12 protein-coding genes are annotated in these 13,199 nt (G+C 72.0%); 7 read left to right on the top strand and 5 right to left on the bottom strand.

All coding sequences use genetic code 11. The annotated features are described in order from the left end of the window. Positions 1–239 precede the first annotated feature (239 nt). Complete coding sequence (xseA, locus tag WS57_RS31565) at positions 240–1,622, top strand: exodeoxyribonuclease VII large subunit (protein WP_069245289.1); 1,383 nt, start codon at positions 240–242, stop codon at positions 1,620–1,622. 239 nt (positions 1,623–1,861) lie between these two features. Further along, entirely contained in the window at positions 1,862–2,440 is a 579-nt protein-coding gene (gene sodB / locus WS57_RS31560) for a superoxide dismutase [Fe] (RefSeq protein WP_040128027.1), read from the top strand. Positions 2,441–2,549: 109 nt separating this feature from the next. On the opposite strand, the gene chrA is transcribed toward sodB, so the two are convergent. Then, a complete protein-coding gene (chrA, locus tag WS57_RS31555) occupies positions 2,550–3,761 on the bottom strand; it encodes a chromate efflux transporter (protein WP_069245288.1) in 1,212 nt (403 codons plus the stop codon). 109 nt (positions 3,762–3,870) lie between these two features. Further along, entirely contained in the window at positions 3,871–4,581 is a 711-nt protein-coding gene (locus tag WS57_RS31550; protein WP_069245287.1) for a Crp/Fnr family transcriptional regulator, read from the bottom strand. 89 nt (positions 4,582–4,670) lie between these two features. On the opposite strand from WS57_RS31550, the gene WS57_RS31545 reads away from it, so the two are divergent. The 3 genes from WS57_RS31545 to WS57_RS31535 all read left to right on the top strand — a co-directional run bounded on the left by WS57_RS31545 (position 4,671) and on the right by WS57_RS31535 (position 6,957). Then, positions 4,671–5,195 carry a DUF962 domain-containing protein gene (locus WS57_RS31545; protein ID WP_009695104.1) on the top strand — a complete coding sequence of 175 codons (525 nt, stop codon included), beginning with the start codon at positions 4,671–4,673 and terminating at the stop codon, positions 5,193–5,195. Then, positions 5,188–6,243, top strand: coding sequence for a 2-dehydropantoate 2-reductase (locus WS57_RS31540; protein WP_069245286.1), 1,056 nt, complete (start codon positions 5,188–5,190; stop codon positions 6,241–6,243). The genes WS57_RS31545 and WS57_RS31540 overlap by 8 nt, the downstream gene beginning before the upstream one ends. Before the next feature lie 111 nt (positions 6,244–6,354). Further along, a complete protein-coding gene (locus WS57_RS31535) occupies positions 6,355–6,957 on the top strand; it encodes a class I SAM-dependent methyltransferase (protein WP_059513240.1) in 603 nt (200 codons plus the stop codon). Between the two features lie 42 nt (positions 6,958–6,999). On the opposite strand, the gene WS57_RS31530 is transcribed toward WS57_RS31535, so the two are convergent. Both WS57_RS31530 and mdtD read right to left on the bottom strand, forming a co-directional pair. After that, complete coding sequence (locus WS57_RS31530) at positions 7,000–8,274, bottom strand: EAL domain-containing protein (RefSeq protein ID WP_040128021.1); 1,275 nt, start codon at positions 8,272–8,274, stop codon at positions 7,000–7,002. 145 nt (positions 8,275–8,419) lie between these two features. Then, complete coding sequence (gene mdtD / locus WS57_RS31525) at positions 8,420–9,856, bottom strand: multidrug transporter subunit MdtD (protein ID WP_009693687.1); 1,437 nt, start codon at positions 9,854–9,856, stop codon at positions 8,420–8,422. Positions 9,857–10,085: 229 nt separating this feature from the next. Here mdtD and WS57_RS31520 point away from each other — a divergent pair, with 229 nt between their 5' ends. Beyond that, a complete protein-coding gene (locus tag WS57_RS31520) occupies positions 10,086–10,409 on the top strand; it encodes a DUF2917 domain-containing protein (protein ID WP_059513284.1) in 324 nt (107 codons plus the stop codon). Here the strand turns inward: WS57_RS31520 and WS57_RS31515 are convergent. Beyond that, complete coding sequence (locus tag WS57_RS31515; protein ID WP_059513242.1) at positions 10,382–11,614, bottom strand: citrate/2-methylcitrate synthase; 1,233 nt, start codon at positions 11,612–11,614, stop codon at positions 10,382–10,384. The genes WS57_RS31520 and WS57_RS31515 overlap by 28 nt on opposite strands. Before the next feature lie 142 nt (positions 11,615–11,756). On the opposite strand from WS57_RS31515, the gene WS57_RS31510 reads away from it, so the two are divergent. Continuing rightward, positions 11,757–13,148 (top strand): CoA transferase, encoded by a 1,392-nt coding sequence (locus WS57_RS31510; protein ID WP_059603457.1) that lies wholly within the window; start codon positions 11,757–11,759, stop codon positions 13,146–13,148. Positions 13,149–13,199: the final 51 nt, after the last annotated feature.

Raw genomic sequence — 13,199 nt, 5'->3', positions numbered from 1 at the left:
CGCAGACGCCCGTGGGGCGGGCATCGAGTCGGATGGCAATCGACTTGTAAGGTTTAAAAAATTATAAAAATCAACGGGTTACAAGGAATTGTCTGGCGTTTCCGGCGGTTTTGCGGGGTTTTTCCGGGGTGCGTGCCGAAATGTGGACACATTCCGCGCGAGCGAGGGGCCCGGCGCGGCGCTGGACGCCGGACGGATGTCGGACTATCGTGTCGCCGCCAGCATTCATTCGAGCTTCCATGCTTTCCGACTCCCCTTTTGCCGCGCCCGGCGCGACGCGCGGCGGCGATGAAGTGATTCCCGTTTCGGCGCTCAACCGCGCGATTTCGACGATGCTCGAGCGCTCGTTTCCGCTGCTGTGGATCTCCGGCGAAGTGTCGAACTTCACGCGCGCCGCGAGCGGTCACTGGTATTTCTCGATCAAGGACCAGCAGGCGCAGATGCGCTGCGTGATGTTCCGCGGCCGCGCGCAGTACGCGGAGTTCACGCCGCGCGAAGGCGACCGCATCGAGGTGCGCGCGGTCGTCACGATGTACGAGCCGCGCGGCGAGGTGCAGCTCAACGTCGAGGCCGTGCGGCGCACCGGGCAGGGGCGCCTGTACGAGGCGTTCCTGCGCCTGAAGGCGCAGCTCGAGGCCGAAGGGCTGTTCGCGCCGGAGCGCAAGCGGCCGCTGCCGGTGCATCCGCGCGCGATCGGTATCGTCACGTCGCTGCAGGCCGCCGCGCTGCGCGACGTGCTGACCACGCTCGCGCGCCGCGCGCCGCACATTCCGGTGATCGTCTATCCGGCGCCCGTGCAGGGCGCAGGCGCGGCCGAGAAGCTCGTCGCCGCCGTGCAGACGGCCAATGCGCGGCGCGAGGTCGACGTGCTGCTGGTGTGCCGCGGCGGCGGCTCGATCGAGGATCTGTGGTCGTTCAACGACGAGGCGCTCGCGCGCGCGATCGCGGCGAGCGAGCTGCCGGTCGTCAGCGGCGTCGGGCACGAAACCGATTTCACGATCGCGGACTTCGCGGCCGACGTGCGCGCGCCGACGCCGACCGGCGCGGCCGAGCTCGCGAGCCCGCAGCGCGCGCTGCTGCTGCGCGAGGTCGCCGAACGGCAGCGCGCGCTGGCGCGCGGCCTGGCGCGCGGGCTCGAACAGCGCGCGCAGCAGCTCGACTGGCTCGCGCGCCGGCTTGTCAGCCCCGCCGAACGCCTGCGGCGGCAGCGCGTCCATGTCCGGCAGCTCGCGGTGCGGCTCGCATCGGCCGGCGGCCGGCCGGTGCGCGATGCGCGCGCGCGCTTCGCGCTGGCGCAGCTGCGCTGGCAGCGCGCGCGCCCCGATCCGGCGCATGCGCGCCATGCGCTCGCGGGCCTGTCGCAGCGTCTGGCGGCCGCGCTGCAGCGCCGTCACGAACGCGACACGGCGCGCGTCGCCGCATGCGCGGCGCGGCTCGAGGTGCTGAGCCCGCAGCGCACGCTCGAGCGCGGCTATGCGGCGCTGATCGATGCGCAGACCGGCCGCGCGGTGCGCACGCCGAACGCGCTGAAGCCGCAGCGCCGGCTGACCGTGCATCTCGCGGAAGGCTCGGCCGACGTGTCGCTCGCCGACGTGCAGCCGCGGCTGACCGATACGATCTGACGCAGGCGCGCACGCCGACGCGCATCCGTCATACCCGGCGTCGTCTGAATCGAGCCGGCGCGGGAACGGATGCTGCGCGCGTGGTCGGCTCGTCCTGCCGGACGTTGCGCCAGCACCGCTTTTCCGCATACCGCAGATAAATGGCCGACGAGTTTGCGGGGTTATTCGTCCTCGCCTACAATCGGACGCTCGGCAGCATTCAACACAGCCTCCCTACATACTCAACGAAGGAATTCGCCATGGCTCATACGCTCCCGCCGCTCCCGTACGCTGAAGACGCACTCGCGCCGACCATCTCGAAAGAGACGATCGAGTACCACTACGGCAAGCATCACCAGGCTTATGTGACGAACCTGAACAACCTGATCCCGGGCACGGAATTCGAAAACCTGCCGCTGGAAGAGATCGTGAAGAAGTCGTCGGGCGGTATCTTCAACAACGCCGCGCAAGTCTGGAATCACACGTTCTTCTGGAACAGCCTGTCGCCGAACGGCGGCGGCGCCCCGACCGGCGCGCTCGGCGACGCGATCAACGCGAAGTGGGGTTCGTTCGACGCGTTCAAGGAAGCGTTCACGAAGGCCGCAGTCGGCACGTTCGGCTCGGGCTGGGCATGGCTCGTGAAGAAGGCCGACGGTTCGCTCGACATCGTGTCGACGAGCAACGCCGCCACGCCGCTGACGACCGCCGACAAGCCGCTGCTGACGATCGACGTGTGGGAACACGCGTACTACATCGACTACCGCAACGCCCGTCCGAAGTTCGTCGAAGCGTTCTGGAACATCGCGAACTGGGACTTCGCAGCGAAGAACTTCGCGTAAATCCGACGCCATGCGCGCCGCTGCGGCGGCGCGCGGCACCCCGAAAAAGCCCTCGCAACGAGGGCTTTTTTCATGTTTGCGCCTGCCCGCGCGCGCCGGCCGCGTCCGCTTACGCGAGCGTCGCCGCCAGCCAGCCGAGCGTGGCGCTCGCGATCACGACGGCCCACGGCGGCACGCGCCAGAACGTCAGCGCGACGAAGGCGACGAGCGCCGCGCCGAAGTCGCGCGGCGACACGATCGTGTCCGACCAGACCGGGTGATAGAGCGCGGCGAGCAGCAGCCCGACGACGGCGGCGTTTACGCCCGCGAGCGCCGCCTGCATGCGCGCGCTGCGGCGCAGGCGTTCCCAGAACGGCGCGGTGCCCGCGACGAGCAGGAACGACGGCGCGAAGATCGACACGAGGGCGAGCGCGCCGCCGAGCCAGCCGTTCGGCGCGATTCGCAGCGACGCGCCGAGGAACGCCGAGAACGTGAACAGCGGCCCCGGCACCGCCTGCGCGACGCCGTATCCGGCGAGGAACGCCGAGTCGCCGACCCAGCCGGGCGCGACGACCGCCGCCTGCAGCAGCGGCAGCACGACGTGGCCGCCGCCGAACACGAGCGCACCGGTGCGGAAGAACGCGTCGGCGACGGCGAGCGCGTCGGCATGCAGCGCGCGCGCCGCGAACGGCAGCGCGACCAGCAAGACCGCGAACGACGCGAGCCACAGCATCCCCGCGCGCTGCGACACATGCAGCGGCAGCGGATCGTGCGCGCTGCGCGCGGCCTGCGGCAGCAGCACGAGGCCGGCCGCGCCCGCCGCCGCGATCACGGCGACCTGCAGCCACGCGCCCGGCGCGAGCAGCGCGACGCACGCGGCCGCGGCCATCAGCGTCACGCGGCGCGCATCCGGGCACAGCGTGCGCGCCATCCCCCAGACCGCCTGCGCGATCACGGCGACCGACACGATGCGAAGACCGTGCAGCGCACCCGCTTCGATCGGCGCGCCGGTCGCGTGCATGCCGAGCGCGAACAGCACCATCAGCAGCGCGGACGGCAGCGTGAAGCCGAGCCATGCGGCGAGCATCCCCGCATAACCGGCGCGCGCGAGGCCGATCGCCATGCCGACCTGACTGCTCGCAGGGCCGGGCAGGAACTGACACAGCCCGACCAGATCCGCATAGGTGCGCTCGGTCAGCCAGCCGCGCCGCGTGACGAATTCGTCGCGGAAATAGCCGAGGTGGGCGACCGGTCCGCCGAACGACGTGAGGCCGAGCCGCAGGAACGCGACGAAAACGAGCCACGGGCGGTGCGACGGGATGGTAGCGGTCGAGGGTTTCAACACGGGGCGGAGTGGCGAACGGACGAGCCGCCACGATAGCGCAACGCGAGGGCGGCGGGGCGGCGTTCGGCGTCGGCCAGCGGCGCGCGGATTGCGCCGGCGTGCCGCTTCAGTGTACGCCGCCGTCCGGCAGCCCGCTCGCGCGTCGCAGCGCCTCGACGTCGACGAGTTCGATCTCGCCGACATGCAGCCGCACGACGCCGTCGGCCTGCAGCGCCTTCAGCAGCTGGTTGGTGGTCTGCCGCGTCAGCGACAGCATCGCCGCGAGCTTCTCCTGCGACAGCCGGATGCGCGTGCGGCCCGCGCTGATGCCGCCGTAGCCGTCGGCGATCATCAGCAGCCGCGCGGCGAGCCGCTGCGCGGCCGGCATCACGCTCATCGACTCGACGGTCAGGAAGCTCAGGCGCAGCTTCTGCGCCATCAGCAGCGCGAACTGCCGCCAGTATTGCGGCGTCGCATCGAGGATTTCGAGCAGCGCGGCCTGCGGTACGTGCAGCAGCAGCGCGTCGTCGAGCGCGATCGCGTCGTGCGTGCGCGGCTGGCCGTCGAACAGCGCGATCTCGCCGAACCAGGTGACGGGTTCGGCAACCGTCAGCAGCGCTTCCTTGCCCTGCGGATCGACCGCGCCTATCGTGAGGGAGCCGGCCAGCACCGCATACAGCCCGCATGGCGGGTCGCCGCGCCGGAACAGCGCATGGCCGGCCGGCAGGCGGCGCAGCACCGCGCGGGCGAGTAGGTCGGCGCCGAGCGCGGGCGGCAGCGCGGCAAACCACGGATTGGCTTCGATCTGCGGCAGGTAAGGAGCGAGCGGCGACGGCATGGGCATGCGATGTCGGGTAGCCGACAGAGGTTCTCGGGCGTGACGCGCATCATAGCGCTCAACGACCGTATGACCGTACAGGAGACGCGATGAAGACGCTCGAAGACCACCTTTCCCAGTACGCGGCCTACCACCGCGACGCGCGCAACATCGCGACGCATCTGGTCGGCATCCCGCTGATCGTGTTCGCGGTCGAGGTGCTGCTGTCGCGGCCGGCGTTCGGCATGCTGGCCGGCGTCGCGCTGTCGCCGGCGCTGCTGCTCGCCGTCGTGTTCGCGGCGTTCTACCTGCGGCTCGACCTGCGCTTCGGCGTGGTGATGAGCGCGCTGTTCGCGCTGGGCCTGTGGGGCGCGCAGTCGCTCGCGCTGCTGCCGACCGCGCAATGGGTCGGCATCGGCGTCGGCGCGTTCGTCGTCGGCTGGATCGTGCAGTTCGTCGGGCACTGGTTCGAAGGGCGCAAGCCCGCGTTCGTCGACGACCTGGTCGGGCTGATGGTCGGGCCGCTGTTCGTCGTCGCCGAGGTCGCGTTCTTCGTCGGGCTGCGCGGCGACCTGCGCCGCGAGGTCGAACGGCGCGCGGGGCCCGTGCACGGCGCGGCGCATTCGCATGTCTGATGCGCGGGCGGCGCCGGTCTGCGTGTTCGGCGCAGGCGCGGTCGGCTGCTATCTCGGCGGCCGGCTCGCGGCGGCCGGCGCGCCCGTGCAGCTGATCGGCCGGGCAAGGATCGGCGACGCGATTCGCGCGCACGGGCTCGTGCTGACCGACCGGCGCGGCTATCGCGCGGCGCTCGCGCCGGCCGAGGTCGCGTTCTCGACCGATCCGGCCGCGGCGACCGCAGCGCGGCTCGTGCTCGTCACGGTGAAATCGGCGGCGACGCACGACGTGGCGATGCAGCTGGCCGGCGTGCTGCGGCCCGGCGCGATCGTGATCAGCTTCCAGAACGGGCTGCACAACGCGCGCGTGCTGCGCGATGCGCTGCCGCGGGCGACCGTGCTGGCCGGCATGGTGCCGTTCAACGTGATCGAACGCGGGCCGGGCGCGTTTCACCAGGGCTCGGCCGGCACGCTCGCGGCCGACGCGTCGCCTGCGCTTGCGCCGTTCACGCAGCTGTTCGCGAGCGCCGGGCTGCCGCTGGCGCTGCACCGCGACATGCAGGCCGTGCAATGGGCGAAGCTGCTGCTGAACCTGAACAACGCGGTCAACGCACTCGCCAACCTGCCGCTGCGCGACGAGCTCGCGCAGCATGCATACCGGCGCTGCGTCGCGCTCGCGCAGCGCGAGGCGCTGCACTGGCTCGCGCGCGCGGCGATCCGGCCCGCGCGGCTCACGCCGCTGCCGGCCGCGTGGGTGCCGGCCGTGCTTGACCTGCCCGATCCGGTGTTCCGCGTGCTCGGCGGCGCGATGCTCGCGATCGATCCGCTCGCGCGGTCGTCGATGTCCGACGATCTGGCCGCGCGCCGCGCGACCGAAGTCGAGTGGATCAACGGTGAGGTGGTGCGGCTCGCGCAGCGCGTCGGCGGGCATGCGAGCGTCAATGCGCGGCTGTGCGCGCTCGTGCACGACGCCGAAGCCGCCGCGGTGCGTCCGGCATGGCGCGGCGACGCGCTGTGGGCGACGCTCGCGGCGGCCGCGTCGCGCGACGGCGCGGCGCCGGCCGTGTGACCGGGAGGATGAGCGGGAGGACGGGCAGGCGGTCGCGGCCGGCAGCGTGCGCGCCGCGCAACGGCTAAGATGCCGGGATGCGTCGCACGACGCGCTTGCGGAGCAATCGACATGGTGGATCGCCCGACCCTCGACGCCTACGACGCCCATGCCGCGCAATTCGCGCAGGACTGGCTCGACCAGGCCCCGCCCGACGACATGTATGCGCTGCTCGAGCAGTATTTTTCGCCCGGACCGACCGCGGACGTCGGCTGCGGCGCGGGGCGCGATACCGCGTGGCTGACGGAGCGCGGATTCGACGCGCGCGGCTACGACGCGAGCGCGGCGCTGCTCGACGAGGCGCGGCGGCACCATCCCGCGCTGCGGTTCGAACAGGCCGCGCTGCCGGCGCTGGCCGGCGTGCCGTCCGGCGCGTTTCGCAACGTGCTGTGCGAGACGGTCGTCATGCATCTCGAACCGGCGGACGCGGTGGCGGCGGCCACGCGGCTGGCCGAACTGCTGATGCCGGGCGGCACGCTGTACCTGAGCTGGCGGGTGGCCGGCAGCGGCGCGCTGCGCGACGAGCGCGGGCGCCTGTACACGCCGCTCGACGCCGCGCGCATGCGTGCCGCGCTTGGCGCCGGCATGCGCGTGATCGACGAGCATGAAGTGGTCAGCGCGTCGTCCGGCAAGCGCGTGCACCGGTTGATCGCGCGCAGGGCGGAGGCGGCCTAGGGCCGGCGCAAGCCCGTCGTTGGCGTGAACGGGCCCTGGCGCTTATTCGCGGTTCAGCGCCGCTTCCCAGTTGATGTCGACGCACAGCACCTGCATGCCGGTCGCGGCCGGCGCGGCGACCGACGCGGTCACGCACAGGTGCGCCTCGTTGATCGACAGGTAGGGCGGCGTCAGATGCACGCGGCCCGGCGCGCGCATCGCGTGGATGAAGTACGGGCGGCGCTCCCAGCTCGCGCCTTCCGAATGCAGCAGCGGCCGGAAGCGCTTCGCGCGCTGCGATACGCTGCCGCGCGCGAGCACGTTGTCGCCGATCTGGCGGCCCGACGCGTCGAGCAGGAAGCAGCGCGCGGTCTCGGGCAGCCCCAGCACCGCGGCGGCCGCATCGAGCAGCGTCGCGCCCGCGCCGATCTTCCGGCTGGCCTCCTCGAGCGCGGCGACGTACGGCGCGAGTCGTTCCGCCTGGGTGCGCTCGCGCGCGGCGACGCGCAGCCGCAACGCGGCCGACAGCGTGTCCATGCAACCCGCGGCGGCCTGCGGCTGCACGGGCTCGACGCTCGGCCCCGCGAAATACTGGCCCTGCACGAAATCGACGTCGCACTCGAGCGCGATCAGCGCGTCGCGTTCGGTCGCGAGCCCGCCCATCAGCACGAGCTGACCGGATTCGTGCAGCAGCGACACGAGCTTCGGCAGCACGCGTTCGAGATGCGAGTGTTCGCTCGCCTGCGCGAGGATCCCGCGGTCGAGCGTGACGATGTCCGGGTGCAGGTGCCACACGCGGTCGATGTTCGAATGCTTCGCGCCGAAGCCGCCGAGCGCGATCAGGAAGCCGGCCTTGCGCAGCCCGTCGACGATCGCCGCGTAGCGCGGCGTCTCGCCGCCCGCCTGCTCGGGCACCTCGAGCACCACGCGGTGCGGCGGCAGCCCGAGCGCCTTCAGGTTCGCGAGCAGCGCGTCGCCATAGACGGTGTCCATCAGCGCGGCCGGATGCAGGCTCAGGAAGAGCCATTCGTCGTGGCTGTCGAACGCGTGGAAGTTGCCCAGGTGCAGCGATTCGGCGAGCCGGCCGAGCTCGAGCAGGTCGCCGCGCCGCGCCGCCTGCGTAAACACCTCGTGCGACGCGACCTGGCGGTTTTCCTCGTCGTGCGCGCGCAGCGACGCGTGATAGCCGATCGCGCGCCGGTGCGACACCGAGAAAACCGGCTGGAACACGCTGAACACGGTATAGCCGCCGTACAGCACGGTGCGCCGGTTGCCGTCGTCGCCGGCGACGGGGCGGGGCGGCTGAAAGCCGGGGGGATCGATGTCGATCATGCTCATGATGTCGGCCGAGGGAAGGCTGCCAGTTTACCTACAGAATAGGCGAGCAAGAAGCATGCACGGCATCCGGCCCCGTGCGGCGGGCCGCCGCGGCGCACCGCGCGGCCTGATTGCACCGCCGTGGTGCGCGATGCGCCGCCGCGCGTCACGTGCGCTCGGACGGGTCGGTCTTGCGCGCGGTGCTGCGGATCTCCGGCGCGAGCTGCGCGAAGATCCACGCGGACGCGGCCGTGATGATGCCGACGCAGATGAAGGTCGCATGGAACGCGGGCAGCGTGTTGCTCGGCGTCACGGTGCGCAGCATCCCCGTGAAGGTCGCGAGCAGCGCGCCCGCGACGGTCACGCCGAGGCTCATCGACAGCATCTGCACCAGCGAGAACAGGCTATTGCCGCTGCTCGCGCCGCCGGTGCCGAGATCCTTCAGCGTCAGCGTGTTCATCGCGGTGAACTGCATCGAGTTGAAGCCGCCGAACAGCGCGAGATGGACGACCTTCACCCACACCGGCACCGTGTCGCGCATCAGCGCGAAGCTCGCCATCATCACGCCGACCATGATCGTGTTCGCGAGCAGTACCTTGCGGTAGCCGTGCTGCGTGATCAGGCGCGTGATGAGCCGCTTCGAGAACATCCCGGCCGCGGCCACCGGCAGCATCATCAGCCCGGCCTCGAACGCCGAATAGCCGAGGCTCACCTGCAGCAGCAGCGGAATCAGGTAGGGCATCGCGCCGCTGCCGATCCGCGCGAACAGGTTGCCGAGCAGCCCGACGCTGAACGTATGGATCTTGAACAGTTCGAGCGAGAAGATCGGCTGCGGCGCGCGCACCGCGTACAGCCCGTACGCGACGAAGCACGCGAGGCTCAGGATCAGCAGCACCAGCACGGCCGCGTGCTGCATGCCGAGATCGGCGAGGCCGTCGAGCGACAGCGAGATCGCGATCATGCCGATCGTCAGCAGCAGGTAGCCTTTCACGTCGAAGCGGCCGACGGCCGGATTGCGCGCGTCGGGCATCGAATAGAAGGTCGCGATGCAGCCCGCGACGCCGACCGGCACGTTGATCAGGAAGATCCAGTGCCACGACGCGATCTTCACGAGCCAGCCGCCGAGCGTCGGCCCGATCAGCGGCCCGATCAGGCCGGGGATCGCGACGAACGACAGCGCGGGCAGGTAGCGCTCGGCCGGGAAGGTGCGCAGCACCGCGAGCCGGCCGACCGGCAGCAGCATCGCGCCGCCGACGCCCTGCACCACGCGGAACGCGACCAGCTGCGTCAGCGTATGCGCGTTCGCGCACAGCAGCGAGCCGAGCGAGAACACCAGGATTGCGCTGAAGAACACGCGTCGCGTGCCGAAGGTATCCGCGAGCCAGCCGGACACCGGAATCATCACGGCCATCGTCAGCGAATACGCGATCACGACCGACTGCATCCGCAGCGGCGATTCGCCGAGGCTCGCGGCCATCGACGGCAGCGCGGTGTTGACGATCGTCGAGTCGAGCGTCTGCATGAAGAAGCCCGTCGCGACGAGCCAGAGCATGACGGTGAGGTTTTTTTCGCCGGGAGCGGCGGCAGGCGGGCGTTGGAACATGTCGGCGGGGCGGTGGCGCGGGACAGTCGCCATTGTAGGGAAAGCGGCCGCGCCTTGCAGATTCGACCCCGTGTGCGCGCCGGCCGGCGTGGGTCCGGGCCGCGAGCGGATGCCCGTCCGCCGGCGGGCCGGTACAGTTCAGCCGAAAGTGTCCGCAGGCGTATCTGTCCGCGTGCTGCCGCTGTCCGAAATACTGCTGTCATCGGACGAATGCGACCAGGAGGCGGCCATGCGTGAATTGCGACTCTACGTGATGGACGGCGACGAGCCGGCCGCGCGGTGGCGGATCGTCGATCGCACCGCGCTGCAGGTGGCGGACGGTGCGCTGTGGGCGACGGTCGAGGGGCGGCCCGACGATCACTGGCTGCGCGCCGGCGACGTGCTGACACTGACACCCGGGATGCGCGTATGGATCAGCGCGGCGCGCGGCGGCGCGACCTTCGCGTTCGGGCCGCAGGCGGCGCCGGTCGTGCAGGCCGCGCACGCGTGGTGGCGGCCGCTCGCCGCCTGGCGCGACAGCCGGCGTCAGACGGCCGCGTCGCTGCCGACATAGCGGGCGCGCGGGCGGATCAGCTTGCCGTCCGCGTACTGCTCGAGCGCGTGCGCGATCCAGCCGGCCGTGCGGCCGGCCGCGAACAGCGTGAACGCGGCGCCGTCCGGCAGCGCGAGCGTGCGTTCGAGCACCGCGAGCGCGTAGTCGATCGCCGGCCGCAGGCCGGTCGCCGCTTCGACGCGTGCGGCGAGCGCGCGGGCCATGCGCAGCGCGGGGCGGTCCGGCACGGCGGCCTCCAGTGCGTCGAGCAGCGATCGCGCGCGCGGGTCGCCGTCCGGATAGAGCGGATGCGCGAAGCCGGACAGCAGGGTGCGGCCGCCGTCGGCGCGTTCGTCGTGCGCAAGGCGCAGCGCGAGAAAGCGGTCGAGATCGGCGGCGCGGGCCGCATCGTCGAGCAGCGCCGCGGCGCGGAAGGTCTCGCCGCCATGGCGCGGGCCGGACAGCGCCGCGAGCCCGCCCGCGATCGCGCCGAACAGGTGCGTGCCGGTCGACGCGATGCAGCGCACCGCGAACGTCGACGGATTCAGTTCGTGGTCGGCGCACAGCACGAGCGCGCGGCGCAGCAGGTCGGCTTCGTCGCGCCGCCGCACGCGCCACGCGGCCGCGAGCTGACGGTGCACGGGCGCATCGTCCGGCGCGATGCCGGCCAGCGCGGCGGCGGTCACGCGCAGCAGCAGCGCGGCGGAGTCGAGTTGCGCGTCGCGGCCCTGCGCCCAGCGGCGCGGCAGCGACGCGGCCGCCGCCGGCAGCAGCACCAGCGTGCGCTCGAGCGGCGCGAGATGCGCCCAGCGCACGGCCCAGTCCTGCCATTGCGCGGCGTCGAAGCCGGCCGCCGCGAGCGACGCGGCGGCGAGCCGCGCGGGCGCGCAGTCCCAGAGCCGGGCCGCGACCTGTTCCAGCGTCGCGTCGTCGGCGAGCGCGAGCGCATCGGCGCCGCGGTAGCGCAGACGGCCGTCGGCGATCTGCGTGATCCGCGATTCGAGCACCGGCACGCCCCAGTCGAGCGAGCGCTCCGCGACGCCGCCCGCGCGCTTCGCGTCGGCGCGCCGGCGCGCGAGCAGCCGCACCTCGTCCGCGTCGTAACGGCGGCGCTTGCTCGCGCCGTCGGGCAGCGAGCGCAGCAGGCCGCGGCTCACATACGCGTAGAGCGTGCTGACGCTGACACCGAGGATGCCGGCCGCTTCCGGCGCACTGAGGGAGGTCATGCCGATGGCTCCAGTCGGCGCGCATGAAGCGCGGCCGCGCTACAACTATTCGTTATGTATTGATTCGTGCAATCAAGATTGATCGCGCCTGTCGCGAATTCTAGACTCGATTCCGTCTCCCCAACGGTTCGTCTCTCCCGCCATGACACCCGCACTCGCACTGAATCAGCTGTGGCAACTCGCGCACGGCGAGGCCGACGCCCGCGCCCGCGCGACCCTCACCGGACAGGATCCGACGCTGCCGTCGGCGTTTCATGTCGGCACGCTCGCCGCAGCGACGATCGCCGCGGCCGGGCTCGCGGCGGCCGAATGCCACCGGCTGCGCACGGGCGTCGCGCAGCGCGTCGAGGTGTCGGTGCGCGATGCGCTCGTCGCGTTTCGCAGCGAACGCTACCTGCGCGTCGACGACGGCCCGCCCCCCGAGCTGCGTCATCCGGTGACCGGTTTCTACGAGACGCGCGACGGGCGCTGGATCCAGCTGCATGCGAACTTTGCGCATCACCTGCACGGCATACTCGACGTGCTCGGCTGCGGTGCGCAGCCGGACGACGTCGCCAGGGCGATCCGCAGCTGGGACGGCGCGGCGCTCGATACCGCGCTCGCCGAAGCCGGGCTGTGCGCGGCCTTGATCAGAACCCCTGAAGAATGGGCCGCGCACGAGCAGGCGCAGGCGATCGCGTCGCTGCCGCTGTTCGAGATCGAGCGGATCGGCGATGCGCCGGTCGAGCCGATCGGCCGCGGCGAGGCGGACCGGCCGCTCGCGGGCGTGCGCGTGCTCGACCTGACGCGCATCATCGCGGGGCCGGTCGCCGGACGCACGCTGGCGTCGCACGGCGCGCAGACGCTGCTGGTCAACGGTCCGCACCTGCCGAACATCGCGCCGCTTGTGATCGACAACGGACGCGGCAAGCGCTCGACGTGGATCGACCTGCGCGACGCGGCCGGCGTCGAGACGCTGCGCGGGCTCGTGCGCGACGCCGACGTGTTCCTGCAGGCATACCGCCCGGGCGCGCTCGCCGCGCGCGGCTTCGCGCCGCAGGCGCTGGCGCAGCAGCGGCCCGGGATCGTCTGCGTGTCGGTGTCCGCGTACGGGCACGCGGGGCCGTGGGCGAAGCGGCGCGGTTTCGACAGTCTCGTGCAGTCGGCGAGCGGGATCGCGTGGCGCGAGCAGCAGGCCGCGCACGCGAACGGGCCGCGTCATCTGCCGTGCCAGGCGCTCGATCATGCGACCGGGTATCTGGCGGCGTTCGGCGCGATGATCGCGCTCGCGCGCCGCGCGCGTGAAGGGGGCAGCTGGCACGTGCGGCTGTCGCTCGCGCAGACCGGACACTGGCTGCAGTCGTTCGGCCTCGTGCCGGACGGCGCGGGTGCGCCCGATCTCGCGCCTGCCGACGTGCGCGACCGGATCGACCGCATCGCGTCGCCGTTCGGCACGATCGACGCGGTGCGTCCGGCCGAGCGGTTGTCGGCGACGCCGCCGTCGTTCGCGCGGCCGCCGGTGCCGCTCGGCACCGACGACGCGTGCTGGCTCTGAGTGCCGGCGGCCCGGCGCCCGTTCCCGCGTCGCGCGCGCGCATGCAGGATG

The organism is Burkholderia pseudomultivorans (genome assembly GCF_001718415.1).
In the GTDB taxonomy this organism is placed as follows: domain Bacteria; phylum Pseudomonadota; class Gammaproteobacteria; order Burkholderiales; family Burkholderiaceae; genus Burkholderia; species Burkholderia pseudomultivorans_A.
Note: the sequence above shows the minus strand (reverse complement) of the source record. Positions and strands in the feature narration are given on the sequence as shown.

What these genes read in the sequence shown, in the direction of transcription:
- mdtD (WP_009693687.1), bottom strand. Translation starts at nt 9,856, where the DNA reads ATGTTCCAACGCCCGCCTGCCGCCGCTCCCGGCGAAAAAAACCTCACC.
- WS57_RS31535 (WP_059513240.1), top strand. Translation starts at nt 6,355, where the DNA reads ATGGTGGATCGCCCGACCCTCGACGCCTACGACGCCCATGCCGCGCAA.
- WS57_RS31510 (WP_059603457.1), top strand. Translation starts at nt 11,757, where the DNA reads ATGACACCCGCACTCGCACTGAATCAGCTGTGGCAACTCGCGCACGGC.
- WS57_RS31550 (WP_069245287.1), bottom strand. Translation starts at nt 4,581, where the DNA reads ATGCCGTCGCCGCTCGCTCCTTACCTGCCGCAGATCGAAGCCAATCCG.
- WS57_RS31545 (WP_009695104.1), top strand. Translation starts at nt 4,671, where the DNA reads ATGAAGACGCTCGAAGACCACCTTTCCCAGTACGCGGCCTACCACCGC.
- xseA (WP_069245289.1), top strand. Translation starts at nt 240, where the DNA reads ATGCTTTCCGACTCCCCTTTTGCCGCGCCCGGCGCGACGCGCGGCGGC.
- WS57_RS31540 (WP_069245286.1), top strand. Translation starts at nt 5,188, where the DNA reads ATGTCTGATGCGCGGGCGGCGCCGGTCTGCGTGTTCGGCGCAGGCGCG.
- sodB (WP_040128027.1), top strand. Translation starts at nt 1,862, where the DNA reads ATGGCTCATACGCTCCCGCCGCTCCCGTACGCTGAAGACGCACTCGCG.
- WS57_RS31520 (WP_059513284.1), top strand. Translation starts at nt 10,086, where the DNA reads ATGCGTGAATTGCGACTCTACGTGATGGACGGCGACGAGCCGGCCGCG.
- WS57_RS31515 (WP_059513242.1), bottom strand. Translation starts at nt 11,614, where the DNA reads ATGACCTCCCTCAGTGCGCCGGAAGCGGCCGGCATCCTCGGTGTCAGC.
- WS57_RS31530 (WP_040128021.1), bottom strand. Translation starts at nt 8,274, where the DNA reads ATGAGCATGATCGACATCGATCCCCCCGGCTTTCAGCCGCCCCGCCCC.